This is a genomic window from Azospirillum aestuarii, from assembly GCF_016632405.1.
Taxonomy (GTDB): domain Bacteria; phylum Pseudomonadota; class Alphaproteobacteria; order Azospirillales; family Azospirillaceae; genus Azospirillum; species Azospirillum aestuarii.
This window is the reverse complement of record NZ_JAEPIV010000009.1, coordinates 124,640-149,426: the sequence shown is the minus strand read 5'-3', so window position 1 is coordinate 149,426 and position 24,787 is coordinate 124,640. Positions and strand designations below refer to the sequence as shown.

At 67.2% G+C, this 24,787-nt stretch carries 25 protein-coding genes and 2 tRNA genes; 12 read left to right on the top strand and 15 right to left on the bottom strand.

The genetic code is table 11. From position 1 onward, the window contains the following. Positions 1–11: 11 nt before the first annotated feature. The 3 genes from JJL56_RS17550 to JJL56_RS17540 form a co-directional block, all read right to left on the bottom strand. Entirely contained in the window at positions 12–1,130 is a 1,119-nt protein-coding gene (locus JJL56_RS17550) for an amino acid ABC transporter permease (RefSeq protein WP_145626650.1), read from the bottom strand. 5 nt (positions 1,131–1,135) lie between these two features. Continuing rightward, positions 1,136–2,335, bottom strand: coding sequence for an amino acid ABC transporter permease (locus tag JJL56_RS17545; RefSeq protein WP_145626649.1), 1,200 nt, complete (start codon positions 2,333–2,335; stop codon positions 1,136–1,138). A 199-nt stretch (positions 2,336–2,534) separates the two neighbouring features. Further along, the gene (locus tag JJL56_RS17540; RefSeq protein ID WP_145626648.1) at positions 2,535–3,557 is read right to left on the bottom strand and encodes an amino acid ABC transporter substrate-binding protein; all 1,023 of its coding nucleotides are present in this window, start codon (positions 3,555–3,557) and stop codon (positions 2,535–2,537) included. Between the two features lie 241 nt (positions 3,558–3,798). Here JJL56_RS17540 and metC point away from each other — a divergent pair, with 241 nt between their 5' ends. Together metC and hisI are read left to right on the top strand one after the other, a co-directional pair. After that, on the top strand, positions 3,799–4,977 hold the full coding sequence (gene metC / locus JJL56_RS17535) for a cystathionine beta-lyase (RefSeq protein WP_200485766.1): 1,179 nt from the start codon (positions 3,799–3,801) through the stop codon (positions 4,975–4,977). 40 nt (positions 4,978–5,017) lie between these two features. Continuing rightward, entirely contained in the window at positions 5,018–5,452 is a 435-nt protein-coding gene (gene hisI / locus JJL56_RS17530; protein WP_200485765.1) for a phosphoribosyl-AMP cyclohydrolase, read from the top strand. Between the two features lie 335 nt (positions 5,453–5,787). Here hisI and JJL56_RS17525 read toward each other — a convergent pair whose 3' ends face one another. The 4 genes from JJL56_RS17525 to JJL56_RS17510 all read right to left on the bottom strand — a co-directional run bounded on the left by JJL56_RS17525 (position 5,788) and on the right by JJL56_RS17510 (position 6,988). Beyond that, complete coding sequence (locus JJL56_RS17525; protein ID WP_345772598.1) at positions 5,788–6,030, bottom strand: DUF6460 domain-containing protein; 243 nt, start codon at positions 6,028–6,030, stop codon at positions 5,788–5,790. 447 nt (positions 6,031–6,477) lie between these two features. Further along, positions 6,478–6,554, bottom strand: a tRNA-Arg gene (locus JJL56_RS17520). A gap of 10 nt (positions 6,555–6,564) precedes the next feature. Continuing rightward, the gene (locus tag JJL56_RS17515; protein ID WP_014240426.1) at positions 6,565–6,861 is read right to left on the bottom strand and encodes an ETC complex I subunit; all 297 of its coding nucleotides are present in this window, start codon (positions 6,859–6,861) and stop codon (positions 6,565–6,567) included. Between the two features lie 49 nt (positions 6,862–6,910). Continuing rightward, positions 6,911–6,988, bottom strand: a tRNA-Pro gene (locus tag JJL56_RS17510). 119 nt (positions 6,989–7,107) lie between these two features. Here JJL56_RS17510 and JJL56_RS17505 point away from each other — a divergent pair. Then, positions 7,108–7,605: a hypothetical protein gene (locus JJL56_RS17505; protein WP_200485763.1), complete on the top strand. Its 498-nt coding sequence runs from the start codon at positions 7,108–7,110 to the stop codon at positions 7,603–7,605. Between the two features lie 13 nt (positions 7,606–7,618). Here the strand turns inward: JJL56_RS17505 and JJL56_RS17500 are convergent, their stop codons facing one another. From JJL56_RS17500 to JJL56_RS17485, 4 genes are all read right to left on the bottom strand, one after another. Next, complete coding sequence (locus JJL56_RS17500) at positions 7,619–8,059, bottom strand: DUF192 domain-containing protein (protein WP_247889500.1); 441 nt, start codon at positions 8,057–8,059, stop codon at positions 7,619–7,621. 140 nt (positions 8,060–8,199) lie between these two features. Then, positions 8,200–8,754 carry a hypothetical protein gene (locus JJL56_RS17495; protein WP_145626643.1) on the bottom strand — a complete coding sequence of 185 codons (555 nt, stop codon included), beginning with the start codon at positions 8,752–8,754 and terminating at the stop codon, positions 8,200–8,202. Then, positions 8,751–9,308, bottom strand: coding sequence for a hypothetical protein (locus tag JJL56_RS17490; protein WP_145626642.1), 558 nt, complete (start codon positions 9,306–9,308; stop codon positions 8,751–8,753). Before JJL56_RS17490 ends, JJL56_RS17495 begins: the two co-directional genes overlap by 4 nt. Before the next feature lie 156 nt (positions 9,309–9,464). After that, entirely contained in the window at positions 9,465–10,616 is a 1,152-nt protein-coding gene (locus tag JJL56_RS17485; RefSeq protein WP_200485762.1) for an acetoin utilization protein AcuC, read from the bottom strand. A gap of 127 nt (positions 10,617–10,743) precedes the next feature. Between JJL56_RS17485 and JJL56_RS17480 the strand changes: the two genes are divergently transcribed. Then, entirely contained in the window at positions 10,744–11,502 is a 759-nt protein-coding gene (locus JJL56_RS17480) for a DUF1194 domain-containing protein (RefSeq protein ID WP_200485761.1), read from the top strand. 79 nt (positions 11,503–11,581) lie between these two features. Next, positions 11,582–12,406 (top strand): universal stress protein, encoded by an 825-nt coding sequence (locus JJL56_RS17475; RefSeq protein ID WP_145626639.1) that lies wholly within the window; start codon positions 11,582–11,584, stop codon positions 12,404–12,406. Between the two features lie 59 nt (positions 12,407–12,465). Here JJL56_RS17475 and JJL56_RS17470 read toward each other — a convergent pair whose 3' ends face one another. The 4 genes from JJL56_RS17470 to JJL56_RS17455 all read right to left on the bottom strand — a co-directional run bounded on the left by JJL56_RS17470 (position 12,466) and on the right by JJL56_RS17455 (position 17,496). Beyond that, on the bottom strand, positions 12,466–13,938 hold the full coding sequence (locus JJL56_RS17470) for a sodium:proton antiporter (protein WP_200485760.1): 1,473 nt from the start codon (positions 13,936–13,938) through the stop codon (positions 12,466–12,468). Between the two features lie 114 nt (positions 13,939–14,052). Beyond that, complete coding sequence (locus JJL56_RS17465) at positions 14,053–14,433, bottom strand: DUF1850 domain-containing protein (RefSeq protein ID WP_200485759.1); 381 nt, start codon at positions 14,431–14,433, stop codon at positions 14,053–14,055. Beyond that, the gene (locus JJL56_RS17460; protein ID WP_145626636.1) at positions 14,430–16,526 is read right to left on the bottom strand and encodes a TRAP transporter permease; all 2,097 of its coding nucleotides are present in this window, start codon (positions 16,524–16,526) and stop codon (positions 14,430–14,432) included. Before JJL56_RS17460 ends, JJL56_RS17465 begins: the two co-directional genes overlap by 4 nt. 31 nt (positions 16,527–16,557) lie before the next feature. Then, positions 16,558–17,496: a TAXI family TRAP transporter solute-binding subunit gene (locus JJL56_RS17455; protein ID WP_145626635.1), complete on the bottom strand. Its 939-nt coding sequence runs from the start codon at positions 17,494–17,496 to the stop codon at positions 16,558–16,560. Positions 17,497–17,813: 317 nt separating this feature from the next. Here JJL56_RS17455 and JJL56_RS17450 point away from each other — a divergent pair, with 317 nt between their 5' ends. From JJL56_RS17450 to JJL56_RS17420, 7 genes are all read left to right on the top strand, one after another. After that, on the top strand, positions 17,814–18,311 hold the full coding sequence (locus tag JJL56_RS17450; protein WP_200485758.1) for a (2Fe-2S)-binding protein: 498 nt from the start codon (positions 17,814–17,816) through the stop codon (positions 18,309–18,311). 36 nt (positions 18,312–18,347) lie between these two features. Then, positions 18,348–20,738 (top strand): xanthine dehydrogenase family protein molybdopterin-binding subunit, encoded by a 2,391-nt coding sequence (locus tag JJL56_RS17445; RefSeq protein ID WP_200485757.1) that lies wholly within the window; start codon positions 18,348–18,350, stop codon positions 20,736–20,738. 15 nt (positions 20,739–20,753) lie between these two features. Beyond that, positions 20,754–21,548: an FAD binding domain-containing protein gene (locus tag JJL56_RS17440; protein ID WP_200485756.1), complete on the top strand. Its 795-nt coding sequence runs from the start codon at positions 20,754–20,756 to the stop codon at positions 21,546–21,548. Between the two features lie 79 nt (positions 21,549–21,627). Beyond that, positions 21,628–22,551, top strand: coding sequence for an AAA family ATPase (locus tag JJL56_RS17435; protein WP_200485755.1), 924 nt, complete (start codon positions 21,628–21,630; stop codon positions 22,549–22,551). Between the two features lie 6 nt (positions 22,552–22,557). Then, a complete protein-coding gene (locus JJL56_RS17430; protein WP_200485754.1) occupies positions 22,558–23,757 on the top strand; it encodes a vWA domain-containing protein in 1,200 nt (399 codons plus the stop codon). Next, a complete protein-coding gene (locus JJL56_RS17425; protein WP_114859690.1) occupies positions 23,754–24,068 on the top strand; it encodes an XdhC family protein in 315 nt (104 codons plus the stop codon). Before JJL56_RS17430 ends, JJL56_RS17425 begins: the two co-directional genes overlap by 4 nt. Next, positions 24,065–24,781, top strand: a complete 717-nt coding sequence (locus JJL56_RS17420) for an XdhC family protein (RefSeq protein ID WP_145626629.1) — start codon at positions 24,065–24,067, stop codon at positions 24,779–24,781. The genes JJL56_RS17425 and JJL56_RS17420 overlap by 4 nt, the downstream gene beginning before the upstream one ends. The last annotated feature ends 6 nt before the right edge of the window (positions 24,782–24,787 follow it).

Genomic DNA, 24,787 nt, shown 5'->3' with positions numbered 1-24,787 from the left:
TTCCCTTTCCCTCAGCGACGGTGGCCGCGATGCAGGTCGCGTTCGAGCTTTTGGCTGTATTTGGACATCGAGTAGCAGAACACCCAGTAGATCACGCCGATGAACAGGTAGGCCTCGCGGTAGAAGCCGCGCCACGCCGGGTCGGACAGCGCCGCCTTGGCGGTTCCCAGCAGGTCGTAGAGGCCGATGATGATGACCAGCGACGTGTCCTTGAAGAAGCTGATGAAGGTGTTCACCAGCGGCGGGATGGAGATGGCGAGCGCCTGCGGCAGGATGATCTTGCCCATCGCCTGCCAGTAGTTCAGGCCGAGCGCGTCCGCGGCCTCGTACTGGCCCTTCGGGATGGCCTGGAGACCGCCGCGGATCGCCTCCGCCATATAGGCGGCGGCGAACATGATGAAGGCGATCTGCGCGCGCAGCAGCTTGTCGAAGTTCACGCCGGTCGGCAGGAACAGCGGGAACATCACCGAGGCCATGAACAGCAGGCTGATCAGCGGCACGCCGCGGATCAGCTCGATGTAGGTCACCGAGATCACCCGGATGGCGGGAAGCTGCGAGCGCCGGCCGAGCGCCAGCAGGACCGACGCCGGGAAGGCCACGGACAGGCCGACCACCGAGAGCATCAGCGTCAACGGCAGGCCGCCCCACAGCGTGTTCTCGACATAGGTCAGGCCCAGCACGCCGCCCCACATCAGCACGCCGACCGCGGTCAGGCCGGCGATCCACAGGAGGCCCAGCCAGGGCTTCCAGAATCGGCGGTCGCAGCTCGCCAGCACCAGCGCGATGATGATCACGATGGTGATCAGCGGCCGCCACTGCTCGTCGTACGGGAAGGTGCCGAACATGACGAAGCGCAGCTTCTCGCTGACGAAGGTCCAGCAGGCGCCGCCCTCCTGCCGGCACACCTGGGGCGGCGTGCCGAAGCTGTTGGCGCTGAAGATCAGCCAGTCGAGAAGCGGCGGGATCGCCTTGAACAGCAGCCAGGCGATCAGGATCGTCAGGAGCGCGTTGTACCAGGTGTTGAACAGGTTGTTGCGCAGCCACGCCACTGGGCCGACGGTGTTGGCCGGCGGACGCTCGTCGGGGATGCTTCCGGTATGGACGTTGCCGGTATGGACGTTGTCTGTCATGGCCGTCAGCGCTCCACCAGCGCGATGCGCTTGTTGTACCAGTTCATGAAGATCGAGATGCCCAGGCTGATGACCAGATAGGTGCCCATGATCATCGCCACGCCCTCGATCGCCTGACCGGTCTGGTTCAGCGTCGTGTTGGCGATCGACACCAGATCCGGATAACCGATGGCGAGCGCCAGCGAGCTGTTCTTGGTCAGGTTCAGATACTGGCTGGTCAGCGGCGGCACGATCACCCGCAGGGCCTGCGGCAGAACGACGAGCCGCAGCGTCTTGCCGCTGTCGATGCCGAGCGCCCGCGAGGCTTCCGTCTGGCCCCAGTTGACCGCCAGGATGCCGCTGCGCACCACTTCGGCGATGAAGGCGGCGGTGTAGACGACCAGCCCGACCAGGATCGCGAAGAACTCCGGAGTGAGGACCACGCCGCCGACGAAGTTGAAGCCCTGCAGTTTCGGCACGTCCAGCGCCGTGGGCGCGCCACCGGCGATGTAGGCGATCAGCGGAAGGCCGATCAGCAGCCCCAGGGTCGCCGATCCGATCGGGAAGGGCTGTCCCGTCCGCTCCTGCCGGGAATTGGCCCAGCGCCGCAGGAAGATGACGGCGATCACCGCGATGGCGAGCGCGAAGGCCATCGTGCCCCACACCGGGTCGGCGGAGGGCACCGGAACGAACAGGCCGCGCTGCGACAGGAACACGCCGGGGATCGGGTTCAGCGCCTGCCGCACCGGCGGCATGCTTTCCGAGACCAGCGCGTACCAGAAGAAGAGCTGGAGCAGCGGCGGGATGTTGCGGACGATCTCCACGTAGGTGGAGGCCAGCTTGGCGATCAGCCAGTTGCTGGACAGGCGGGCGACGCCGATCAGCGTGCCCAGCACGGTCGCCAGGACGACGCCGATGATCGACACCTTCAGCGTGTTCAGCACGCCGACCAGGAAGGCCCGGCCGTAGCTGTCCCGCGGATGATAGTCGATCAGGCTCTCACCGATGCCGAAGGAGGCCTCGCGCTCCAGGAATCCGAATCCCGTCGCGATGGACCGCTTCGACAGGTTGTCGAGCGTGTTGTGAATAAGGAACCAGCCGACCGCGATGACCATGCCGACCACCAGAATCTGGTAGAACACGGCACGGACCGTCGGGTCGCTGAGGGAAAATGAAACACCGCCAGGCGCGCTTGGGCGCGCGGTGTCCCGGGTCTTGCTGGCCACGGTTCTCTCCCCTCACCAGCATGGCATAAGGGCGTCGGCCGCCTCCCGAACGTCCGCCGCAACTTGCGCCACGTATATCGTCTCCCAAACGGGCCTGCGGCACGGGCATTGATTCTTGTCGCCCTGCGGCCGCCCCGCCCGTCGTCAAAAAAGGAAGGACCGCGGGCCTCCCTGTGGTCCGCGGTCCCCCTTTCCGTCCTTAGCGGATCGGCATCGCGTATTGCAGACCGCCGTTGGTCCACAGCGCGTTCAGGCCGCGCTCCAGCTTCAGCGGGGTCTTCGTGCCGACGTTGCGCTCGAAGATCTCACCATAGTTGCCCATGGTCTTGATCACGTTGTAGGCCCACTTCTCGTCCAGGCCCAGCGCCTTGCCCATGCCCGGCGAGGTGCCGAGGATGCGCTGGATCTCCGGGTTCTTGCTGTTCACGAACTCGTCGACGTTCTTGGAAGTGATGCCCATCTCTTCCGCCTGGATGGTGGCGTAGACGGTCCACTTCACCACATCGAACCACTGGTCGTCACCGTGGCGGACGGCGGGGGCCAGCGGCTCTTTGGAGATGATCTCCGGCAGGATGACATGGTCTTCCGGAACCGGCGCCACGCCGGCGCGGGTGCCGGCCAGGCCGGAGGCGTCCGTCGTCAGCACGTCGCAGCGGCCGGCGAAGTAGGCGGCGTTCACCTCGTCGTTCGACTCGATGACGACCGGGTTGTAGGACATGTTGTTGGTGCGGAAATAGTCCGCGAGATTCAGTTCGGTCGTGGTGCCGGCCTGGACGCAGACGGTGGCGCCGTTCAGCTCCTTGGCGCTCTTCACGCCGAGCTTCTTGTTCACCATGAAGCCCTGCCCGTCATAGTAGGTGACCGGGGCGAAGTTCAGGCCGACCGAGGTGTCGCGGGTCAGCGTGACGGTGGTGTTGCGCGACAGCAGATCGACTTCGCCCGACTGGATGGCGGGGAAGCGCTGCTGGGCCGACAGCGGGGTGAACTTGACCTTGTTCGGGTCGTTGAACAGCGCAACCGCGACCGCGCGGCAGTAATCGACATCGAGACCGGTCCAGTTGCCCGAGCTGTCGGGGTTGCCGAAACCCGGAAGGCCGGCGTTCACGCCGCACTGGACGAAGCCGCGGCCCTTGACGGCGTCGAGCGTCGGACCGGCCTGGGCGCCGGTGACGGCACCGAACACCACGGCCGCGGCAGCAGCGGCGAGGATTCCCGATTTCATATTAAGCTCCACCCTGTTCTTGCGTTTTTACGCTTAGGTTCATGCAATGCGCGCCCCGCATGGCGGACACGCGCGTGTGACAAGAGTGCACCAACAGCATCGGGCTTGTCGAATCATCCTTAAGCCGTGCATTTGGCTTGGTTATCCCTTACAGAGGCTTAGGGAATAGAATCTTTGCCGGTCGGGTCCAACTTGGAATGTCGGGATAACGGCCGCCATCACTGTTGTTGCGGGAAGACCCATGAAAGACGCACGAAAAGATACGATCCTCGGACACGCCGGGCGCAGCCCGCGCGACAATCACGGAATCGTGAATCCGCCGGTCTACCATTGCTCGACGGTGCTGTTCCCGACGCTGGAGGAATTGGAGGCGAGCGACCGCGCGCCCTTCGACAGCATCAACTACGGGCGCGTCGGGACTCCGACCACGCTGGCCTTCGAGCAGGCGATGGCCGAGCTAGAGGGCGCTTATCGCGCGGTCAACACCGGGTCCGGCCTGAACGCCATCGCCACGGCGCTTCTGGCCTTCACCAAGACGGGCGACCATGTGCTGATCACCGACAGCGCCTATGCCCCGACACGCCGATTCGCCAACGACACGCTGGTCCCCTACGGCGTGGAGGTCGAGTATTTCGACCCCACCATCGGCGCCGGCATCACCGCTCTGCTGAAGCCGAACACCAGCGTGGTGTTTCTCGAATCGCCGGGCTCCCTGACCTTCGAGGTGCAGGACGTCCCGGCGATCGCCGCCGCGGCCAAGGCGGCGGGCGCCACGGTGATGATCGACAACACCTGGGCCACCCCCCTCTTCTTCCAGCCACTGCGGCACGGGGTGGATGTTTCCATCCATTCGGCCACCAAATACATCGTCGGTCACGCCGACGCGATGCTGGGCGTGATCTCCTGCGCCAACGAGGCGCAATGGCTGGCGGTGAAGAAGGCCGCCACGCGGACCGGCACCTGCGCCGGTCCGGACGACATCTTTCTGGGGCTGCGCGGCCTGCGCACCTTGTCCGTCCGCCTGAAGCAGCACGAGCAAAGCGCGCTCGCCTTGGCCGGCTGGCTGTCGAAGCAGCCCGAGGTCACGCGCATCCTGCACCCGGCCTTCCCCGACTGTCCGGGACACGACCTCTGGAAGCGCGACATCGGGCGCTCCTCCGGCCTGTTCTCCGTCGTCATGAACACAGTGCCGAAGCCGGCCCTGTCGGCAATGCTGAATTCACTGGAACTCTTCGGGCTGGGCTACAGCTGGGGCGGGTTCGAGAGCCTGATCCTGCCGGCGCGTCCTGGCGCCGTCCGCACGGCGACCCGTTGGAACGATCCCGGCACCGTGTTGCGCCTGCACGCCGGGCTGGAGGACGTGGACGATCTCATCCGGGATCTGGATGGCGCCTTCTCCCGCCTGAGGGCCTCCCTGTAACGGGCGGCCCCCGATACACCAACGCTAAGGATGGGACACCATGACGGACGCCACCGCGTTTGAGCCGCCGTTTGAGCCTGCGTTTGAGGACGTGATCGCCGCCATCGCCTTCAACGCCGACGGGCTGGTCCCGGCCATCGCCCAGGCGGAGGGAAGCGGCGAGATCCTGATGATGGCCTGGATGAACCGCGAGGCCGTGTTGGAAACGTTGCGGACAGGCCGTGTCTGCTACTGGTCACGGTCCCGCAAGGGGCTGTGGCGCAAGGGCGAAACCTCCGGACAGATGCAGCGGCTGAAGGATTTCCGCGTCGATTGCGACGGCGACACCCTGCTGCTGATCGTGGAGCAGGACGGCGTGGCCTGCCACACCGGACGCCGCAGTTGCTTCTACCGGGCGCTGCGGGATGGAAAACTGGACATCGTTCAGGATGTCGAGACCGACCCGTCGACTCTCTACGGACACACGCATAAGTAAGACGCTAAACCTTCGCTGCAATGCGAAAAGTGTTTGATCTATGTCAACGTAGCCCGAGGCGGGAAGAGGTAGAACGCTCTTGTCTCTAACCCTCCCTGTATTCGCCTATGCCGGGGGTTCCAATGGAACCCCCGGCTATTTTTTTGTCCAAAGACAAAGCCCGTCCAGTTGTAGCCATTCGATAAAATTAACGCAGATTGATACAGATCAACGAAGCGGATGTGCCAAGGAGATAAACAGTCCTTGTCTCTAACCCTCCCTGTATTCACTTAGCCGGAGATTCCTTCGAATCTCCGGTTTTTTCTTGTGAGGGTGCGGTCATCGGCGCATCCCGGTCATGGACGGGGGCGCGTGCGGGTCCAGCGCATGACCGCTCCGATGACGGACAACGGGACGACGATCACCGCTCCGATCAGGATGTAGGGCAGCGCCCAATGGAACATGTCCGCGGCGAGCCGGGCGATGTCCTGGATGGTGGCCCAACTGTTGGTCAGGATGCTGGCCGGATTGATGTCCAGGAAGGACAGAACCAGCCCGACCACGAAGCACAACAGAAGCGTTCTGACGACCCAACCCACCAAGACATCACCTCGTACTGACCCCGAACGGCGTGGGATTGATCAAGCGCCCCGTGAAACGTCACCGGCACGGAGACCGTTCCTTGCGCTAGATGGTGATGGCAGTGGCGCATGAGAACGCCTTAGCCCCACCTCGCGCAGACGCTTTCGGGTTATCCCCATTTTCTGTGGATAACTTTGTGGATGAGTCTCAAAGCCTGTTGGAGTGGCGATGCCTTGCCGTTATGCCCCCAAATTGGGCATGGTCATCGCGAGGCGAAACCATTGGATACACTGCAAATCGTCAGCGTTGTACCGCAACCAAAGGCTTTGCGATTCCATTGTCTACGACAAAAGGAATATGGGGATAACTGTGTTGACCGTTTCGGGGGATCAGAAGATTGCCCGCTGAACGTGACCAGCGGACCGTCCAAGCCGATGATGAACGAACGGCATTGCAAAGGAAGATGGCGACCCCAGCAGGATTCGAACCTGCGACCTATCGCTTAGAAGGCGATTGCTCTATCCAACTGAGCTATGGGGCCCCGGTCCGGATCAGAAGCGCGGACGGTCCATGCGGAAGTTGTCGGCGTAGTTGCGCGGGCGGACACGACGAACCGGCGCGTCCTGGACCGTGTAGTCCCAGCCCTTGCGCTGGGCGAAGGCGACCGCCTCCTCCGAGGTCTCGAAACCGATGCGCACCTGGTTCAGCGTGTCGCCGGAGCTGATCCAGCCCATCAGCGGCTCCGGGCGGCGCGGGGTTTCGATCTCGTACTCAAGAAGCCAACGATGCGTCTTGGCACGCCCGGATTGAGTGGCCGCTTTGCTCGGCTGGTAGATCCGGACCTTCATGACGCGGCATCTCCTCTGATACGTGCGTGGTGCATCGTTCGAATTTCATTGGTCGGGGCGCCCGGATTCGAACCGGGGGCCTCCAGTACCCAAAACTGGCGCGCTGACCAGACTGCGCTACGCCCCGACGTCGCGCAGTGGAATACACGAACCCCGCGCGTACGGCAAGACGCAGCCGCATCTATCCCGCAGGGTGGACCTTACGTATGATGCCGCCCCGCTTCGACCGCGCCGAAAACCAACTCCGTGAACCCCACCTTCCCGCCTCCTCCCCGTCTCGCCGTCTTCGTTTCCGGGCTGGACGACACGCCGGCCGGCCGGGCCGCCCTGGCTCTGGCCGATGCCCTGCGGCGGCGGGGATACGGGCTCGACGTGGTGGCACCGATGGGCGGGGGGGCATTGCGGGCGGGGCTGCACCCCGGCATCGGCCAGATCGACCTTGCCAAGCGCCACACCGCCACCTCCGTCCTCGCTCTCGCGCGGATCGTCGCGGAACGGCGGCCGGCCGGGCTGATCGGGGTGGGATCGGACGCGGGGCTGGCGGCCCTTGGCGCCGTCCGGCTGGCGCGGCAAGGCACGCCCGCGGCGGTGCTGGAGGACATGCCGCCTTCCGCCGGCCTGCGGCGCGCCTTGCGGGGGTGGCTGCATCCGCGCGCCGCTGTTACCGTGAGCGGAGCCGGTGACCCAGAGGAAGCGGCCCGGCTCATCCTGGCCGCCTTCGGATTTCCCGGCGCGATTCGTTAGCGCCGCAGCGCCATCACTTGGCGGTGCCGAAGGCCGAATGCACCACACGGTCGCCCTGACGGATGCCCAGACGCGCGCTCATGCCGCCGTTGATCTCCAGAATGCCTTTCACCGGACCGGCCGAGTTCACGGCGTCCAGCGACTGCGGCACGGCGTTGGCGTGGATGTTGACGATCCGGCCGTCCGCCCCGATGAAGATCATGTCGAGCGGGATCAGCGTGTTCTTCATCCAGAAGCTGGCCGGTTGCGGGCGGGCGTAGGTGAACAGCATGCCGGCATCGGCGGCCATCGTCTCGCGGAACATCAGGCCCTGCGCCTGCTGGGCCGGGGTTTCCGCCACTTCCACGTCGAAGCGGTACTTGCCGCCGCCCGCCGTCTCGACGGTCAGAGAGGAGCGCGTGAAACTCTCCAATGCCGCCGCCGGGATGGCCGACAGCACAATCGCGACCCCCATCAGAAGCCCGCCCAAAATGCCACGCACAGCCCGTCCGATCATCGCGAACAACCCATCCCTTGACGTTCAGAGCTTGGACGATGCCGCCGCGGCGCGCGCCTGTCCAGCGGCGTCTCACCCGCCGCGTTTCTCCGGCGGGGTTACGCCGCCGTCCGGTCGGTGGCGGTGGTATAGATGTCCTTGGTCAGTGGCTTGACCTGCTTGATCTGGTAGCCGGGGCGGGCGCTGAAGCGGCGGACGGCCCGTTCCCCGGCCTCCCGGTCGCTCTCAGCCCAGACGAGATAATCGCGCCCGCGCGCCCATTCGACGGCCAGCGGGTGCAGCGCGTCGATCTCGCCGATCTGCGTGTTGACGACCGTCACCAGCCATTCCTTGTCGTTCGGGTTGCGCCGGTCGGTCAGGATCAGGAGTTGGGGCCGCTGTTTGGTCTGCGCCTCGGACAGACGCCGCTGGATGTCCGACTGCTTGCGGCGCGCCTCGACCGTGTCGGCCATGCACTCCTCGATCTCCTTGACGATGTGCTCGTCCTCGTGCTGGAGCCGGCGGATCGTCGCCTCCAGCTTGCCGATCGTGTCCTTGGCGGCGCGCATCCGGCTGCGGCTCTGCGCGACCTGCGAATCGACCGCCAGCAGCACATTGCCCAGCCATGCCCCGATGGCGATGATCCCTAAAATGATGAGGAAGTTGATCATCATGACGCGGGTGCCTTGATCCGTCCGGGGTTGGGGCGGCCTTGGGTCCTCTGGAAGTTTTTGGTGAAGCCCATTTTGAAGGGGAACGCCACCTCGACGAGTTGCTTGGCCTCCTCCGCACCGGATGCCCAGACCTCGGCAACGTTGGCGCAGCGCCAGATCGGATTGACCTGGGCCTTGTCGCCGCCGGCGGAGGCCTTCTCCTGGGCGACATTCACCAGGAACTTCGACAGGCCGGCCTGGGGGTCGCCCACCTCGTGGACGAACACCGGCGGCTGGAGGGCGATTTCCGCGATCGCCCGCTCCATCTTGCGGTTCTCGGTTTCGGCGCGGTGCTTCTCGGCGGACACCTGGTTGCGCCGCTGCACCTTGCCGTTCACCCGGTCCTGAAGCTCATGGATCTCCGAATGCAGGACGTAGATGCGGTTCTCAAGCTGGTCGATGCCCGCGGAGCGATGAAGAAAGTCGGGAAGAAAGCGCTTCAGCATCATGGCGACCGGCACCGCGGCCAGCATCATCGCGGCGATGGTCAGCAGGAGCAAGGTGGTGTTGGACATCGGCGGCCTGCCCCTTCCCTCTCCGGCTCCCGGTTTCCAGCGTGGCGTGATTCAACGGAATGGCCAGCGCATAGCGCGAGTCGCTCGAATCAGGCTGGCCGATTCGTTCCAATACGTCAACTGCATGACATACGTGAATGAAAAACATTCCAAAGATTATCCAGTACGGACCATCTTCGTTATTGCCGCAGCGGCAACGCGACGCACGTCGTCGCGCAACGGGCCGGGACGCGGCGCGTCGGCAAGCGTGGTGAACCAATGCTCCGGCGGGTGGCGTCCGGCGGCGCGCGACCAGGACAGCGCCCGCAGCACATCCTCCGCCTGCGGCGTCGGCGGCACCGCCGGGTCGATGCCGTTCAGCACCGCCCAGATCCCGGCCCAGCAGCGCCCGACGGACCAGGGATTGTAGCCCCCGCCGCCGACCACCATCAGGCGCGGCGCCAGCCCCATCAACGCCCTTACCGCCCGCCACAGCGCGCCATTCGACAGCTCCAGCCGGCTCAGCGGGTCCTCGGCGAGCGCGTCGGCCCCGGTCTGGATGACCAGCGCCTGGGGGCGGAACGCCTGCCCCAGCGGCAGGATCGCCGTCTCCAGAAGGCAATCCATCTCCGTGTCGTTGAACTCGGGAGGGACCGGCAGGTTGACGGCCAGAGCTCCGGGCCGATCCTCCGCCTTGCCGGTGAAGGGCCAACGCCCGTCCTCGTGGACCGACACGGTCAGCACACGGTCGTCGTCGGCGAAGGCGTCCTCCACCCCGTCGCCGTGATGGGCATCGAGATCCACATAGAGCACCCGTTCGATGCCGGAATCGAGCAGAGCCAGAATGCCCAGCACCGGGGCGTTGAGGTAGCAGAAGCCGCTGGCCCGCCCCGGACGGGCGTGGTGGGTGCCGCTGGCTGGGCTGTAGACGATGCCGGCGGGCGCGTCCGCCAGAAGGCGCCCAGCCAGGATGGCGGCGCCGGCGCTGATGGCGGGACGGCGGTACATCTCCGGAAAGACGGGATTCTCCAGCCGGCCGAGGTTGTAGCGCTCGCCAGTTTCGGCATTCACGCGCTGGTCCGTCTCGGCGCGGTGGAGGGCGGCGATGTAGTCCTGGGTGTGGAAGCGGCCCAGTTCCTGCGGCGACGCCAGGGGGCTGTCGCGGTAGGCCGCGTCGGGCAGCCATCCCATGGCGCGGCTGAGGTCGATGGCGGTGGACACCCGCGGAATGGCCAGCGGGTGCTTCGGGCCATAGCTGGAGCCCCGGTAGATCTCGCTGCCCAGGAAGAGCGGGCGGGAGGGACATTCGTTCGGAGATTCGGTCGGCATGGGGTGGAGAGGTGGAGCGGCGACGCCCGTCCGTCAACGTCTCATGCACGAGGCCCCTTGTCGTGGGCGTGTGGCGAACTTTTTTCTAAAGGGGTCTTGACGAAGACATCCGCGGAGGAGGCACGGCATGGACGGTGCGTGGCGTCTGGCGGGGGTGGCCGTCGCGGTTCTTGTGGCCGGTGGAGCGGGCGCGCCGGCCCTGGCCGACACGCCGGTCGATCTGGAACTGGTGCTGGCCGTGGACGTGTCCGGCAGCGTGGACGCGGAGGAAGGCCGCCTCCAGCGGGAAGGCTACGTCGCCGCCCTCACCGACCCGAAGGTCCAGGCGGCCATCCGCGGCGGCCCCTTCGGGCGCATCGCCGTCACCTACATCGAATGGGCCGGGGACAGTTTCCAGCGCATCTCCGTGCCCTGGACCCTGCTGGGCGACCAGGGCAGCGTCGAGGCCTTCTCATCCTCCATCGCCGAATCGCCAACCCTCAGCGCGCAGTGGACCTCGATCAGCGCCGCCATCGACTTCAGCGCCCGCCTGTTCAACGACAATGGATTCGAGGGGACGCGGCGGGTGATCGACGTGTCGGGGGACGGGGTCAACAACCGCGGCCGCCCGGTGCAATGGGCGCGCGACGAGGCCGTCGCCGCGGGGATCACCATCAACGGCCTGCCGATCCTGAACGACCGACCCAATCCCTGGGGCGGGGCGGCGCCGACGAACCTTGACGGCTATTACGAGGAGCATGTGATCGGTGGACCCGGCGCCTTCCTGGTGCCCGCCGTCAGCTTCGAAGCGTTCGCCGACGCCATTCTCAGCAAGCTGCTCCTGGAAATCTCCGGACTGCCCCCCGCCCCCCGCACGGACGGAGGCACCGGCCTCGCCAGCCGCTAGCCACGCCGTTGCCAGACCGGCCCGGCAAACGTTACCAATGGAGTCCCGGTCATCCGGTTCGAAACCTGCGAGCGAGACCATGCCGATCAAGACGATCCTGCTGCACATGTCGAACGACGACCGCCACACCCAACGGCTTGAGGTCGCGGTCGGTCTCGCCAAGCGCTTCTCGGCCTTTGTCGAGGTGCTGTTCGTCGCCACGCCGGTGTCGATGCCCCCCGCGGTGACCGGGCGCGCCGCCTCCTACGCCTACATCGCCGAGGCCACGGCCATCGCCCACGAGAAGGCCGGACTGATCGAACAGGAGGTGCGGTCGGCGTTGAAGGATTGCTCCTATTCCTGGACGGTCGACGAAGGGGACCATGTGGAGCTGCTGGCCGCCCGCGCCGCCTATGCCGACCTGGCCATCGTGACCCAGAGCCACGGGGACGACCTCGGCGACCGGGTGATGCTCCAGGTGCCGGACCGTCTTCCGCTGACCAGCTCTTGCCCGACCCTCGTGCTTCCCTTCAGTTTCCCGCCCCGGACGGAGATCGGCCGCCATGTGGTGGTGGCCTGGAAGAACACGCGGGAAGCCGGGCGCGCCGTGCGCAACGCCATGCCATTCCTAAAGGCGGCGGAACGGGTTACGGTGGTCACCATCGACCCGCCGGGCCATGCGTTGGACAGCGGCCGCGATCTGATGATCTGGCTGGAGCGCCACGGTGTCCGCAGCCAGCATCAGGCCAGCATCTTCCAGGGCGGCGACGTCGGGGAGATCATTCTGGACAGCCATCGCAGCCTGGGCGGGGACCTGCTGGTGATGGGCTCCTACGGCCATTCCCGCCTGCGCGAGCTGGTGCTGGGCGGGGCGACGCGCACGGTGCTGTCGAACCTCACCACCCCGGTCCTGATGTCCCATTGAGGGCGCACAAGGCCGGCGGGCGGCACTTCGCTGCCGCCCGCCGGCCTTGTGGGGGGGACCTATACGAAGAACACCCAGGTCACCAGGACGAACAGCGGCACCAGGATGCCGAAGGACCACAGCATGTAGCCGAAGAAGCTCGGCATCGCCACGCCGCGCTCCTCCGCGATGGCCTTGACCATGAAGTTCGGCGCGTTGCCGATGTAGGTGTTGGCGCCCATGAACACCGCACCCGCCGAAATCGCCGCCAGGGTCACGGCGAGGTCGGTCATCAGCACCTGCGCGTCGCCGCCCGCGGTGTTGAAGAAGATCAGGTAGGTGGGTGCGTTGTCGAGGAAGCTGGACAGCAGGCCGGCCGCCCAGAAATAGGCCGCCGGAACCGGCTGGCCGTCCTGGTTCACCGCCGCGATGATGGCGCCCAGCGCCCCGTCGGTGCCCGCCCGCAGGATGGCGATGGCCGGAATGATGGTCAGGAAGATCGCGGCGAACAGCTTCGCCACTTCAAGAATCGGACCCCAGGTGAAGGCGTTCAGGCGGCGGCTGCGCGCGCTGGTCAGCTTCAGCGACAGGCCGGCGATTCCCAGAAGCAGCAGGTTGCTGACGATCGTCTCCAGCGGCACGTGGATGTGGTAGATCTCCACCCCCACCCCCGGATGCCAGACGCCGCTCAACAGCACCGCGCCGACGATGGCGACGAGCAGGAGCAGGTTCACCGCCCCTTCGATCCGCACCGGCTCCCGCTCATGCACGCCCTCGATCAGCGGGTGCTTGCCGGGGTCCTTGGTGTGCAGATAGAGGTCAAGCAGGAAGTAGATCGCCAGCAGGCAGCCGGCCACCAGCATCATCGGCCAGAACAGGTGCACGGTCGGCCAGAAGAAGCCGACCCCCTTCAGGAATCCCAGGAACAGCGGCGGATCGCCCAGCGGAGTCAGGGACCCGCCGACGTTCGACACCAGGAAGATGAAGAAGACGATGGTGTGCACCTTGTGCCGCCGGTGCTCGTTGGCGCGGATCAGCGGGCGGATCAGCAGCATCGAGGCGCCGGTGGTCCCCATCAGGCTCGCCAGCAGCGTGCCCAGCCCCAACCCCAGCGTGTTCGCCAGCGGCGTTCCCACCAGCGTTCCGCAGATCCGCACGCCGCCCGCCACCGTGAACAGGGCGGTCAGCAAAACGATGAAGGGGATGTATTCGAGAAGCAGGGTGTGCAGCAGCTCGTAAGTGGCGAGGCTGGCCCCGAAGGTCAGCGCGAAGGGCAGCAGAAACGCGACGGCCCAGCCGGCGGCGACCTTGCCGAAATGATGGTGCCAGAATGACGGCGCCAGCAGCGGCATCAGCGCGATGGACAGCAGAATTCCGGCGAAGGGAATCACCCAGAGGACGCTCAGGTCGCGCCCGTCCAGATGCGGAACCCCCGCCCCCTCCGCCGCCAGGGCCAGCCCCGGCAGTCCGGCGGCGGCGAGGCCCGCCAGCGCGGCCAAAGGGGCGGCCAGGGAACGGGTGAGGCGATGTCGGGTCGGTCGGGCGTCGGTCATAACACGCATTCATCTGTAATATCAGTTACCGAAGTATGCGTCCCCGAAAGGGCTAAGCCAAGCCGGAACGCCCCTTCGGAATTCCCTTAACCGCCGTGCGTGAATAACGTGGCTCTAGCCGCAAGGCTTCAGTTCGAGGGGACTCGGGACCGGTCCGCCGATCCAGCCGTGAAGCGGGCGGCACTCCAGGCCCGCGCACAGGTCGTGGTCCGGCGTGAAGATGGAAGCGGCCAGGACCACCCGTTCCAGCGGCGGAACCGCCGGCGTCCAGACCCACCAGCCATCGGCCAGACGGGCGCCGTCCGGTGGCTCCATCCCGGCGCCGCTGCCCTTGACGCGGGCTTCGGTCAGGACGAGACGCCCGTCCGCGATGCGCCACTCCTCCCGCCATTCGGTCTTCTCCACCGAATGGGTCCAGGACAGGGTGAAGGCGGGACCCGGCAGGGCGGCCAGAACCGCCCCGCCGAGCGCCGACAGGCACAACGCTGCACTCATGCCGGGGCGCTGCTCCGTCCCAGGCGGCGCAGGCGATGGCGCTGCCACAGCAGGAAGGCCGCCGTCATGGCGAAGCCGATCTCGTCCGTCACCGGAAGGGCCAGGACGAACAGGAAGGCCGCCACCGCCGCGAACACCCGCTCCGCCAGGTTGAGAGGCGTCCAGAAGAAGCCGATGGTCGCCGCTCCCCACAGCCCGATGGCGATCAGCGCCTTGATCAGGACGTAGGCCACGGCCAGCGGGTCGGTGGTCTGGAGCATCAGCGCGGGGGAATAGACGGCCATGAAGGGCACGACATAGCCCGCCATGGCGATCCGCGTGGCGATCCAGCCGACCTGCATGTGTCCCGCCCGGCAGATCGACGAGGCCGCCAGCGCCGCCAGCGCCACCGGCGGCGTCAGGTCCGCCATGATGCCGAAGTAGAAGACGAACATGTGCGACACGATCAGCGGCACGCCCATCTGCAGCAGGGCCGGCGCCGCGATGGCCGCCGTGACGATGTAGTTGGCCGTCGTCGGCAGTCCGGTGCCCAGCAGGATGCAGGCCAGCATGGTGAGAATCAGCGCGACCAGCAGGTTGCCGCCGGAAAGCTGGACGATCGTCCCGGCGAAGCTGGAGGCCAGACCGGTCAGCGTCAGCATGCCGATCAGCACCCCCACCAGCGCGCAGGCCACGCCCACGCCAACGGCGTTCTTGGCGCCGTCCGCGAGGCTGTTCACCAGCATGGCCAGAGTCTCCCGCCCGCCCTTCACGATCAGGCAGGGAATGACCAGCAGTCCGACGATGGCGAAGGCCAGATGCTCCGTCCGCCAGCCCATCCGCCACAGCGCCGCGGCGAGGAGGCCTAGCACGACCCAGAAGGCGACGCGCAGGGCCATCGGCCCGATGGAGCCGACGATCTTGGTGCCGAGGATCAGCGCGATGGTGGAGGCGATGCCGATCACCCCCGCGAACAGCGGCGTGAAGCCGGAGAACAGCAGATAGACCAGCGCCGCCAGCGGCAGGATCAGGTACCAGCCTTCGACCAGCGCGCGGGACACGCTGGGGCACTGGTCCTTCGGCAAACCGACGAGGTTGCGCTTGCCCGCCTCCAGATGGACCATCCAGAAGGCGCTTCCGAAATAGAGGATCGCCGGGATCGCCGCGGCGATGGCGATGTCGCTGAACGGGACGCCGATGGTCTCCGCCATGATGAAGGCCGCAGCGCCCATGACCGGTGGCATGAGCTGTCCGCCCATGCTGGCCGTCGCCTCGACCGCCCCGGCGAAGGCCGGGCGGTAGCCGAAGCGCATCATCAGGGGAATGGTGAACTGGCCGGTGGTCAGCACGTTCGCCACGCCCGAGCCGTTGATCGTCCCCATGAAGCCGGATGAGACGACCGCCACCTTCGCCGGCCCGCCCTTGGCCGACCCGACGAGGCCCAGCGACACGTCGTTGAACAGCTTGATCATGCCGGCGCGCTCCAGGAAGGCGCCGAACAGGATGAACAGGAAGATGAAGGTCGACGACACGAAGGTGGGGGTGCCGTAGATGCCCTCGGTCGACAGGAAAAGGTTGTCGATGACCTGATCGATGTCGTAGCCGCGGTGGGCCAGCCCGAAAGGCAGATGCCGCCCGAACAGCGCGTAGGGAATGAAGACGCCGCAGATGATCGGCAGCGCCCACCCCATGATGCGCCGGGCGGCCTCGAACACCAGGGCGACGGTGACGGCCCCGACCACGAGGTCCGTCATGCTCGGATCGCCCGACCGCTGGATAAGGTCGACCTCGAACACGTAATGGTAGAGACCCAGCGCGAAGGCGCCCAGGCCGAGCAGCCAATCATACCAGGGCACGCTGCGCCGTTCCGCATCCTGGCGGAAGCCGAACAGGGTGAAGGTCATCAGCAGCAGGAAGCCGACATGGACCGACCGGACGACCAGACTGGACAGCGGGTTGAACGCCGCCGTCCAGATCTGGAACACCGAGAAGGCCACCGCGATGGCGAAGACGGCCTTTCCGGCGACGCCTTCGAAGGCCACGACCGTGGAAGGATTCTCGCGGTCGATCGCCTGGCGGATCTTGCTGTCCGCCGCTTGAGGAGATGCGCTCATCGCACGGGATTCCCGGGGCGACGCGACGCGCTTACATCAGGCCCTTTTCCTTGTAGAACTTCTCGGCGCCCGGATGCAGCGGCACCGGCGACTGGATGGCGGTCGCGTCCAGCTTGATCTGCTTGGCGGCGGCGTGGGCCGCGGCCATCGCGTCGAGATTCTCGAACATCGCCTTGGTCATCGCATAGACTGCGTCGTCCGACACGCCGGCGTGGGTGACCAGCAGGTTGCGCACCGCCGCGGTCGGCACCGGCTCGCCCTGGCCGCTGTAGCTGTTGGCCGGGATGGTCTCGGCGATGTAGGCGGGGTCGCCGACCTTCTGGATCACGTCGGCCGGGATCGACACGATGGTGATGTCCTGCGAGGTCGCCAGATCCTTGATCGCCGCCACGCCGAGGCCCGCGGAGATCAGCGTCGCGTCGAGCTGCCGGTTCTTGATCAGGTCCACCGATTCGGCAAAGGGCAGATACTCGGTCTTGGCGAAGTCCTTGTAGCCCAGCCCGGCGGCGGCGAAGATCGCGCGGGCGTTCAGCTCCGTCCCCGACTTCGGCGCGCCGACCGACACCCGCTTGCCCTTCAGGTCGGCCAGCGTCTTCACGCCGGAATCCTTGGCAGCGACGATCTGGATGTAGTTGGGGTAGATGGCGGCGACGGTGCGCAGCTTGGTCAGCTTGGTCTTGAAGCCGGCCTCCTCGTCGCCCTTCCAGGCGCCGCTCAGCGAATCGCCGAGCGAGAAGGCGATCTCGCCGCGCTCCGACTGGAGGAGGTTCAGGTTCTCGACCGACGCCTTGGTCGCCTGGACCGTGACCTTGGCCCCCGGAATGGCCTTGCCGTAGATGCCGGACAGCGCCACGCCCAGCGGGTAATAGACGCCGCTGGTGCCGCCGGTCAGGACGGTGACGAACTGCTCGGCCTGGGCCGGCAGCGCGGTGAGCATGCAGACGCCGACCGCGGCCAGGAAACGCTTCATTCTTCTATCCTCCCGAGAGACTGTCCGTGCGGATCGTTCGTAAGACGCTTTGGTTTGCGTCGGATTATTGGCTATCCTAACTTGTGGGCGGTGGGTCCGCCAGTCCGTAGGAACCGATAGTCGCGCGGCGGTTCGGCACAAGCCCTCTCCCTTCGGATGAGGCCGAACGGCGTCTTGACCGGACGGGATGACGCCCCCCTATCCTTGTTCCGGTTGGTCCTGCGCCACACTTTATCCCGCAGAGTTGGAAGAACCGTCGAAAGAAGCGTCGCGAAGGTCGGGGCAACAGAACGTCACCAACAATGGGAGGACAGCGGATGCCGTGTACCGTTTCCATGACCGTCAACGGAAAGGCGGTCTCGCGCGAGGTGGAGGAGCGGACCCTGCTGGTCACCTTCCTCCGTGACCAGATCGGCCTGACCGGCACCCATGTCGGCTGCGACACCAGCCAGTGCGGCGCCTGCGTCGTCCATGTGGACGGGCGGTCGGTGAAGTCCTGCACCATGCTGGCGGCCCAGGCCGACGGCGCCGCGGTCACCACCATCGAGGGTCTGGCGGCGGCGGACGGCACACTGCACCCGATGCAGGCGGCCTTCCGCGAGCATCACGGCCTGCAATGCGGCTTCTGCACGCCGGGCATGGTGATGAGCGCCGTCGATCTGGTGACGACCAACCCCTCCCCCAGCGAGCACGAGGTCCGCGAAGGGCTGGAGGGCAACATCTGTCGCTGTACCGGCTACCACAACATCGTCAAAGCGGTGATGGCCGGGGCGGAGGCCATGCAGGGCGGCACGATGAAGGCCGCCGCCGAATAAACAACGGACAAAGGCTCTCATGGGAGGAACACGAAGATGGCGAACCCCAACGGCATCGGCGCCCCCGTACGCCGGCGCGAGGACGCGCGCTTTCTGACCGGGCGCGGCACCTACACCGACGACATCAACCGGCCCGGCCAGACCCACGCGGTCTTCGTCCGGTCCCCCTACGCCCACGCCCGCATCACCGGGATCGACGCTACCGAGGCCATGCAGGCGCCCGGCGTGGTCGCCGTGCTGACCGGCGCCGACATGGAGACCGACAAGGTCGGCAGCCTGCCCTGCGGCTGGCAGATCCATTCCAAGGACGGTTCCCCGATGAAGGAGCCGCCCCACTTCCCGATCGCCCGCGACCGGGCCCGCTACGTCGGCGACGCCGTCGCCGTGGTGATCGCCGAGACGCGCGAGCAGGCGAAGGACGCCGCCGAGCTGGTCATGGTCAATTACGAGGAGCTGCCGGCGGCGGTGACCTCGCTGAAGGCGCTGGGGGGCGGCGCGCCGCTGGTGCATGACGACGTCGGGGGCAACCTGTGCTTCGACTGGCATCTTGGCGACGCGGCGGCGGTGGACGCGGCCTTTTCTCAGGCGGCCCATGTGGCGAAGATCGACCTGATCAACCAGCGGCTCATCCCCAACGCGATGGAACCGCGGGCGGCGCTCGGCGAGTACGACCGGGCGACCGGCGAGCACACGCTGACCACCACCAGCCAGAACCCTCACGTCATCCGTCTGCTGATGGGCGCCTTCGTTCTGGGCATCCCGGAGCACAAGCTGCGCGTCGTCGCCCCGGACGTCGGCGGCGGCTTCGGCTCCAAGATCTTCCATTACGGGGAGGAGGCCGTCGTCACCTGGGCGGCGAAGAAGATCGGGCGCCCGGTGAAATGGACCGCCGAGCGCTCCGAGAGCTTTCTGACCGACGCCCATGGCCGCGACCATGTCAGCCACGCCGAGCTGGCGATGGACCGGGACGGCAACTTCCTGGCGCTGCGCGTCTCCACCGTCGCCAACATGGGCGCCTATCTGTCCACCTTCGCGCCGTCGATCCCGACCTACCTCTACGCCACGCTGCTGGCCGGGCAGTACAAGACCCCGGCGATCTACGCCGAGGTCAAGGCGGTCTTCACCAACACGGTGCCGGTGGACGCCTACCGCGGCGCCGGCCGTCCCGAGGCCTGCTACCTGATCGAGCGGCTGGTCGAGGTCGCCGCCGCCGAGACGGGCATCGACAAGACGGAGCTGCGCCGCCGCAACTTCGTGCCAGCCAGCGCCATGCCCTACCAGACCCCGGTGGCGCTGCAGTACGACACGGGCGACTTCGCCAAGAATCTCGACATCGCCCTGCCCCTCGTCGATTACGACGGCTTCGCGGCGCGCAAGGCCGAGTCCGCCCGGCGCGGCAAGCTGCGCGGCATCGGCTTCGCCACCTACATCGAGGCCTGCGGCATCGCCCCCAGCAACGTCGCGGGTGCGCTCGGCGCGCGGGCCGGACTGTATGAATCGGCGGAGGTGCGTTTCCACCCCACCGGCTCCGTGACGGTCTTCACCGGCTCCCACAGCCATGGGCAAGGGCACGAGACGACCTTCGCTCAGCTCGTCTCCGAACGCTTCGGCGTGCCCATCGAGAATGTGGAGATCGTCCACGGCGACACCAGCAAGATCCCCTTCGGCATGGGCACCTACGGCTCCCGCTCGCTGGCGGTCGGCGGGTCGGCCATCGTCAAGGCGATGGACAAGGTGGAGCGCAAGGCCAAGAAGATCGCCGCCCACATGCTGGAGGCCGCGGAGGCCGACATCGAAGCCAAGGACGGGCGTTTCGTGGTGGCCGGGACCGACAAGGCCCTGACCATCGGCGACATCGCCCTGCAGGCCTACGTCCCGCACAACTTCCCGCTCGACGAGCTGGAGCCGGGGCTGGACGAACAGGCCTTCTATGATCCGAAGAACTTCACCTACCCCAACGGCTGCCACGTTTGCGAGGTGGAGATCGACCCCGACACCGGCGTGGTCCAGGTGGTCAGCTTCGCCGCCGTGGACGATTTCGGGCGGGTAATCAACCCGCTGATCGTCGAGGGGCAGGTCCATGGCGGGCTGGTCCAGGGCATCGGGCAGGCGCTCTACGAGAACTGCGTCTACGACGAGGAGTCTGGTCAGCTCATCACCGGCTCCTACATGGACTATTGCATGCCGCGGGCGGACGACGTGCCGTCCTTCACGGTGCGCTACCACGAGGACCAGCCCTGCACCCACAACCCGCTGGGCGTGAAGGGCTGCGGCGAGGCCGGGACCATCGGCGCGTCGGCCGCCGTGATGAATGCGGTGGTGCACGCCCTGTCCGAGTACGGCGTCACCCATCTCGACATGCCGGCGACCCCGGAGCGGGTCTGGCAGGCGATCCGGCGCCACACCCCCGCCCAGGCGGCCGAGTAAGAGGGAGGAGACATCATGTACGCCTTCACCTATCACCGCCCCAAGAGCGTCGCCGACGCCGTGTCCCTGCTCGGCCAGTTCGAAGACCCCAAGCTGCTGGGCGGCGGGCAGACGCTCCTGCCGACGCTCAAGCAGCGCCTCGCCCGGCCGAGCGACCTGATCGACCTCGGCCAGATCCCGGAGCTTCAGGGCATCCGGGAGGAGGCCGGCGGCCTGACCGTCGGCGCCTTCACCCGCCACGCGGAAGTCGCTCATTCCGACACGGTGCAGCGCGTTATCCCGGCGCTGGCCAGCCTCGCCGAGGGCATCGGCGACCGGCAGGTGCGCAACATGGGCACGCTCGGCGGGTCGATCTGCAACGCCGACCCCTCCGCCGACTACCCCGCCGCGGTCGTCGCGCTGAAGGCCACGGTGCGGACCGACCGGCGGGAGATCGCGGGCGACGACTTCTTCACCGGCATGTTCGAGACGGCGCTGGAGCCCGGCGAGATCATCACCGCTGTGCATTTCCAGAAGCCCGACAAGGCCGCCTACGCCAAGTTCCGCAATCCGGCCAGCCGCTACGCCATCGTCGGCGTGTTCGTGGCGGTGTTCGGCAGCGAGGTGCGCGTGGCGGTGACCGGCGCCGGCCCGTCCGTCTTCCGGGCGGACGACATGGAGACGGCGCTGTCCCAGGACTTCCGCGCGGACGCCCTGAACGGTGCCTCCGTGTCGGCGGCCGGGCTGAACGCCGACATCCATGCCAGCGCCGACTACCGCGCCCATCTGGTGCGGGTGATGGCGCGGCGCGCGGTGGAGGCGTGCGGGTGAAAGTCCCATCACCTTGAATGTCCCCTCTCCCCTCCGGGGAGAGGGTTACCGCAGCACCCAGCGAGGCATCCCGCCAACCATGCCCAACACCCTCCCCGCCTCCGTCGATGCCACGCTGGACCTGCTGCGGCGGGGGAACTACGTCGGCGACCGCTCGCTGGCGACGGCGCTGTACCTCGCGCTGAAGCTGCGGCGCCCGCTGTTCCTGGAGGGCGAGGCCGGGGTCGGCAAGACCGAGATCGCCAAGGTGCTGTCCGCCACGCTGGGGCGGCGCCTGCTGCGGCTGCAATGCTACGAGGGGCTGGACGTCGCCGCAGCGGTCTATGAGTGGAACTACGCCCGGCAGATGATGGAGATCCGCTTGGCCGAGGCGTCGGGCGACCGTGACCGGGAGGCGCTCGGTGCCGACCTCTTTTCCGAACGCTTTCTCATCAAACGGCCGCTGCTCCAGGCGCTGGAACCCGACTTGGCTGGTCCTCCCGTCCTGCTGATCGACGAGTTGGACCGCACCGACGAGCCGTTCGAGGCCTATCTCCTCGAAATCCTCTCCGACTTCCAGGTCTCGATCCCGGAGTTCGGCACCGTCAAGGCGCCGGAGCCGCCCATCGTCATCCTGACCTCCAACCGCACCCGCGAGATTCACGACGCGCTGAAGCGGCGCTGCTTCTACCACTGGGTCGATTACCCCAACGCCGAGCGCGAGCGCGCCATCCTGGCGGTGAAGGCACCGAACGCCGACGCCCGGCTGGCCGCCCAGGTCGTCGGCGTCGTGCAGAGCCTGCGCGGCATGGACCTCTACAAGGCGCCGGGCGTGGCCGAGACTCTGGACTGGGCGCAGGCGCTGGTGGAATTGAACCAGCTGGAGCTGGAGCCCTCGGTCATCAACGACACGCTGGGCACGCTGCTGAAGTATCAGGATGACATCGCCCGCATCCAGGGCAGCGAAGCCGCGCGCATCCTGGCCCAGGTCAAGACGGAACTCGCCGCCAGCACGGCGCGGTGAGCGGCCATGCAGGGCGGCCTCGCCATCAACCTGATGCATTTCGCCCGTGCGTTGCGGGCGGCGGGGCTGCCGGTCGGGCCGGGCAAGCTGCTCCAGGCCGTCGAGGCCGTGGAGGCGGTGGGGATCGGCAACCGGGCGGACTTCTATTGGGCGCTGCACGCCGTCTTCGTGAACCGGCGCGACCAGCGCGAGGTCTTCGATCAGGCCTTCCACGTCTTCTGGCGCAACCCCGACATCCTGAAGCGGATGATGGGCATGATGCTGCCGACCATCCGCACCGAGTCGCCGGACACCCAGGACCCGCTGTCCCGCCGCGTCGCCGACGCCCTGCGCGGCACCGCGCCGGAAGCCGAGGGGCCGGAAAAATCGGAGATCGAGATTGACGCCGCCTTCACCGTTTCGGCCCAGGAACGGTTGCAGGAGAAGGATTTCGAGACGATGTCGGCGGCGGAGATGGCCGAGGCCAAGCGGATGCTGGCCCGCATCGCCCTGCCGGTGGCCGAGGTCACGACCCGCCGCCACCGTCCCGATCCGCAGGGGCCGCGGGTGGACCCGCGGGCGACGCTGCGGCGGATGCTGCGCTCTGGCGGGGACTTGGCCGATCTGGCGCGGCGCAGCCGCCGCACGCGCCCGCCGCCGTTGGTGGTGCTGTGCGACATCTCCGGCTCCATGACCCGCTACTCGCGGATGCTGCTGCATTTCATGCACGCGGTCAGCAACGACCGCGACCGGGTGCACAGCTTCGTCTTCGGCACCCGCCTGACCAACATTACCCGCCATCTGCGGCACAAGGACGTGGACGTGGCGCTGGACGCCGTGTCGGCGGCGGTGGCGGACTGGTCGGGCGGGACGCGCATCGGCACGGCGCTGCACGCCTTCAACCGGACCTGGGTGCGCCGGGTCCTCGGCCAGGGGGCGGTGGTGCTGCTCATCACCGACGGGCTGGACCGGGATGCCGGCGAGGGGCTTGCGGCGGAGGCCGAACGGCTGCACAAGAGCTGCCGCCGACTGGTCTGGCTGAACCCGCTCTTGCGGTGGGAGGGGTTCGCACCAAAATCCAGCGGTATCCGGGCCTTGTTGCCGCATGTGGACGACTTCCGCCCGGTCCATAACCTGAACAGTCTGGCCGGGCTCGCCGACGCGCTGAACCGCGACGGGCCGCGACGGGCCGAAAGCCTGCGCAAGTGGCTGAAGGAGGCCGCATGAGGGACGATATTCTGGAGCAGGCCGCGGGCTGGCGCGCGGAGGGCCGCAAGGTCGCCCTGGCGACGGTGGTCGCCACCTGGGGGTCCTCCCCCCGTCCGGTGGGCAGCCAGATGGCGGTGGACGACGCCGGTTCGATGATCGGCTCGGTTTCCGGCGGCTGCATCGAGGGGGCCGTGGTCCACGAGGCGCGCAAGACCATGGAGGATGGCGAGCCGCGAATGATCTCCTTCGGGGTCAGCAACGAAATGGCCTGGGAGGTCGGGCTGGCCTGCGGCGGCCGGGTGCAGGTCTATGTCGAGGCCGTGGAATGAAGCGCGACATCACCGAACGGCTGCTGGCCGCCCGCAAGGCCGGACGTCCCGTGGCCCTGGTCACCGACCTCGGCACCGGCCTGCAGACGCTGGTCTACGAGGACGCCATCCACGGCGGCTTCGGGCTGGAGGATGACCGTCTGGCGGAGGTGCGGGACCGGCTGCGCCAGGATCGTTCCGGCCTCATCACCGATCCGGAGGGCGAGGAGGACGGCGTCCAGCTGTTCGTTCAGACCCACAACCCGCCGCTTCGCCTGCTGGTGGTCGGTGCCGTGCACATCGCCCAGGCGCTGGCCCCCCTCGCCGCTCTGACCGGCTACGCCGTCACGGTGATCGACCCGCGGGGCTCCTTCGCCACGGAATCGCGTTTCCCCGGCGTCTCCCTGCACGATTCCTGGCCGGACGAGGCATTGACGGAATTGAAAATCGACAACCGCACCGCCGTGGTGACCCTGACCCACGACCCCAAGCTGGACGACCCGGCCCTGCTGGTGGCGCTGCGCTCCCCGGCCTTCTATGTCGGGTCGCTCGGCAGCCGGCGCACCCACGCCAAGCGGCTGGAGCGGTTGACGGAGCAGGGCGTGACCGACGCGGAGCTGGCGCGCATCCACGCCCCGGTCGGGCTGGACATCGGCGCCGTGACCCCGGCGGAAATCGCCCTGTCGGTCATGGCCCAGATCACCGCCGTGCGGCGCAAGGCCGGCGCGGCCTGACAGGAG

Bases quoted from the DNA above. Each gene is read 5' to 3' on its own strand.
- JJL56_RS17550 (WP_145626650.1), bottom strand. From the start codon at position 1,130: ATGACAGACAACGTCCATACCGGCAACGTCCATACCGGAAGCATCCCC.
- JJL56_RS17540 (WP_145626648.1), bottom strand. From the start codon at position 3,557: ATGAAATCGGGAATCCTCGCCGCTGCTGCCGCGGCCGTGGTGTTCGGT.
- metC (WP_200485766.1), top strand. From the start codon at position 3,799: ATGAAAGACGCACGAAAAGATACGATCCTCGGACACGCCGGGCGCAGC.
- hisI (WP_200485765.1), top strand. From the start codon at position 5,018: ATGACGGACGCCACCGCGTTTGAGCCGCCGTTTGAGCCTGCGTTTGAG.
- JJL56_RS17515 (WP_014240426.1), bottom strand. From the start codon at position 6,861: ATGAAGGTCCGGATCTACCAGCCGAGCAAAGCGGCCACTCAATCCGGG.
- JJL56_RS17500 (WP_247889500.1), bottom strand. From the start codon at position 8,059: ATGGGGGTCGCGATTGTGCTGTCGGCCATCCCGGCGGCGGCATTGGAG.
- JJL56_RS17495 (WP_145626643.1), bottom strand. From the start codon at position 8,754: ATGATGATCAACTTCCTCATCATTTTAGGGATCATCGCCATCGGGGCA.
- JJL56_RS17490 (WP_145626642.1), bottom strand. From the start codon at position 9,308: ATGTCCAACACCACCTTGCTCCTGCTGACCATCGCCGCGATGATGCTG.
- JJL56_RS17485 (WP_200485762.1), bottom strand. From the start codon at position 10,616: ATGCCGACCGAATCTCCGAACGAATGTCCCTCCCGCCCGCTCTTCCTG.
- JJL56_RS17480 (WP_200485761.1), top strand. From the start codon at position 10,744: ATGGACGGTGCGTGGCGTCTGGCGGGGGTGGCCGTCGCGGTTCTTGTG.
- JJL56_RS17475 (WP_145626639.1), top strand. From the start codon at position 11,582: ATGCCGATCAAGACGATCCTGCTGCACATGTCGAACGACGACCGCCAC.
- JJL56_RS17470 (WP_200485760.1), bottom strand. From the start codon at position 13,938: ATGACCGACGCCCGACCGACCCGACATCGCCTCACCCGTTCCCTGGCC.
- JJL56_RS17465 (WP_200485759.1), bottom strand. From the start codon at position 14,433: ATGAGTGCAGCGTTGTGCCTGTCGGCGCTCGGCGGGGCGGTTCTGGCC.
- JJL56_RS17460 (WP_145626636.1), bottom strand. From the start codon at position 16,526: ATGAGCGCATCTCCTCAAGCGGCGGACAGCAAGATCCGCCAGGCGATC.
- JJL56_RS17455 (WP_145626635.1), bottom strand. From the start codon at position 17,496: ATGAAGCGTTTCCTGGCCGCGGTCGGCGTCTGCATGCTCACCGCGCTG.
- JJL56_RS17450 (WP_200485758.1), top strand. From the start codon at position 17,814: ATGCCGTGTACCGTTTCCATGACCGTCAACGGAAAGGCGGTCTCGCGC.
- JJL56_RS17445 (WP_200485757.1), top strand. From the start codon at position 18,348: ATGGCGAACCCCAACGGCATCGGCGCCCCCGTACGCCGGCGCGAGGAC.
- JJL56_RS17440 (WP_200485756.1), top strand. From the start codon at position 20,754: ATGTACGCCTTCACCTATCACCGCCCCAAGAGCGTCGCCGACGCCGTG.
- JJL56_RS17435 (WP_200485755.1), top strand. From the start codon at position 21,628: ATGCCCAACACCCTCCCCGCCTCCGTCGATGCCACGCTGGACCTGCTG.
- JJL56_RS17430 (WP_200485754.1), top strand. From the start codon at position 22,558: ATGCAGGGCGGCCTCGCCATCAACCTGATGCATTTCGCCCGTGCGTTG.
- JJL56_RS17425 (WP_114859690.1), top strand. From the start codon at position 23,754: ATGAGGGACGATATTCTGGAGCAGGCCGCGGGCTGGCGCGCGGAGGGC.
- JJL56_RS17420 (WP_145626629.1), top strand. From the start codon at position 24,065: ATGAAGCGCGACATCACCGAACGGCTGCTGGCCGCCCGCAAGGCCGGA.